Source organism: Azospirillum oryzae, from assembly GCF_008364795.1.
GTDB lineage: Bacteria > Pseudomonadota > Alphaproteobacteria > Azospirillales > Azospirillaceae > Azospirillum > Azospirillum oryzae.
The window spans coordinates 1-2,758 of sequence record NZ_VTTM01000027.1; the positions used below are offsets into that span (position 1 = coordinate 1).

A 2,758-nucleotide genomic window follows, 5' to 3' on the forward strand; every position below is an offset into this window, starting at 1 on the left:
CTGACCGGCGGCACGGGCACCGACGTCATCACCCTGGGTTCGACCGGCAACACGCTGTTCGCCACCCTGATCGACACCCTGGCGGGCGGCGCTTCGACCGACGTCGTCACCCTGGGCACGGCCGGCGCCACCATGCTGGTCTCGGCTCTGGAGACGGTCACCGGCGGCACGGGCACCGACGTCATCACGCTGGGTACGGCTGGCAGCACGCTGCTCGCCAACTCCATCGAGACGATCGCCGGCGGCACGGGCTCCGACCTCGTGTTCCTGGGCTCCTCGGGCAACACCGTCCTGGCCTCGGGTCTCGAGATCCTGGTCGGCGGCACCACCACCGATGTCGTCACGCTGGGCACGGCCGGTAACACGGTCATCCTGCGCGGCCTGGAGACCCTGACGGGTCAGAACGGCACCGACATCGTCACCATCGGCGACACCGGCACCACCATGCTGGTCTCGGCGCTGGAGACCCTGGCCGGCGGCGCCGGCACCGACGTCATCACCATCGGCACCGCCGGCACCACCATGCTGGTTTCGGCGCTCGAGACGGTGACCGGCGGCACGGGCACGGACGTCATCACCATCGGCACGGTCGGCTCGACCTTCCTGGCCAATGCGCTGGAGACGATCACCGGCGGCACGGGTTCGGAACTGGTGTTCCTGGGTTCGGGCGGCACGACGGCCCTGGTTTCGGCGATCGACATCCTGATCGGCGGCACCGGCACCGACGTGGTCACGCTGGGCACGGCCGGCAACACGGTGCTGCTGCGCGGCATCGAGACGCTGACCGGCAGCACGGGCACCGACGTCGTCACGCTGGGCAACACCGCGAACTCGCTGCTCGTCAGCGGGATCGAGACGCTGACCGGCGGTTCGGCTTCCGACATCGTCACCCTGGGCACGGCCGGCAACACGCTGGTGGTGTCGGGCATCGAGACCCTGGTCGGCGGCACGGGCACCGACATCGTGACCATCGGCACCGCCGGCGGCACGCTGCTGGCTCTCGGCATCGAGACGCTGATCGGCGGCACGGGCCTCGAGGTGATCTTCACCGGTTCGGCGGGTGCGACCCTGACCGTCTCGGGCGCGGACTACGTGATCGGCAACGCCGGCACCGACGTCCTGACCCTGGGTTCGGCCGGCAACACCACGACGATCCGCGGCATCGAGACGCTGATCGGCGGCCTGGGCACCGACGTCGTGTTCCTGGGTGACACCGGCAACACGATGACGCTCGGCACCGGCATCGAGGTTCTGGTCGGCGGCACGGCCACCGACGTGCTGAACATCAGCACTTCGGGCGCCACCCTGCTGACCCGTGCGATCGAGACCCTGATCGGCAACACCGGCACCGACGTGATCACGCTCGGCGACACGGTGAACACGGTCACCGTCACCGGCATCGACACCCTGACCGGCGGTGCGAGCACCGACATCGTCTTCACCGGCTCGGCCGGCGTGACGATGACCGCTTCGGGCATCGAGTTCCTGGTCGGCGGCACGGGCACCGACATCGTCACCCTGGGCTCCTCGGGCAACACCGTCATCACCCGCGGCATCGACACGCTGTCGGGCGGTGCGGGCACCGACTGGGTGTTCCTGGGCGACACCGGCGTCACCATGGCGCTGGGTTCGGGCATCGAACTGCTGATCGGTGGCGCCTCCACCGACGTCGTCAGCCTCTCCACGTCGGGCAGCACCCTGCTGACCCGCGCGGTCGAGACCCTGATCGGCGCGGCCGGCACCGACGTGATCACGCTGGGCGACACGGCCAACACGATCACCGTGTCGGGCGTCGACACCCTGACCGGCGGTGCGAGCACCGACATCGTCTTCACCGCCTCGGCGGGTGTGACGATGCTGGCCTCGGGCGTCGAGTTCCTGGTCGGCGGCACCGGTTCGGACGTCGTGACCCTGGGTGCGTCGGGTAACACCGTCATCACCCGCGGCATCGACACCATGATCGGTGGTGCGGGCAGCGACCTGGTCCTGCTGGGTGACACCGGCGTGACCATGCGGGCCGAGAGCGGCATCGAGATCATCGTCGGCGGTGCGGCCACGGATGTGGTCAGCCTCGGCGACGGCGGCTCGACGGTTCTGCTGCGCGGCATCGAGACCCTGGTCGGCGGCACGGGCAACGACGTGATCACCACCGGCAACACCGGCGTGACCATGTCGGTCTCGGGCATCGAGACGCTGGTCGGCGGCTCGGGCACCGATGCGATCACGGTGACCAGCGGGTCGATCCGCTTCCAGGGTGGTACTGGCGACAGCATCAGCCTGGCGTCGGGCAGCGGCACGGATACGGTGGTGTACTCGTCCTTCAGCGACATCGCGTCGCTGGGTGCGAACACCGGCTTCATCTCGGTGTCGAACTTCCAGTCGGGCACCGACAAGGTGCAGCTGACCGATACGGCCCGGACCACGGCGGACAAGAACGGCGACGCGGCTCTGGCCACGGCGACCGCGGCGACCAACGGGGTGAGCATGGCCAACGAACTGGTCAGCCTGTCCTCGGCGGTCAGCGGCAGCCTGACGGATACCAGCCTCGCCAACTTCCGCACGGCTCTGGGTACGCTGACGAACTCGTCGGCTGGTGCGAGCACGCTGGTTCTGGCCAACAACGGCACCAGCTCCGCTCTGTACCAGGTGGTCGACACCAACGGCGACGGCCAGGTGGCTTCGTCCGAGGTTCGCCTGCTCGGCGTCTACAACAGCACGGTGCTCTCGCTCTCCGACATCAACCTCGGTTGATCCGGCG

At 69.0% G+C, this 2,758-nt stretch carries 1 protein-coding gene; it reads left to right on the forward strand.

Features of this window, described 5'->3' with window-relative positions; translation table 11 throughout:
* A partial coding sequence (locus tag FZ938_RS30310; RefSeq protein WP_149201865.1) for a beta strand repeat-containing protein occupies positions 1-2,751 on the forward strand: 2,751 nt, incomplete at its 5' end.
* Positions 2,752-2,758 lie beyond the last annotated feature (7 nt).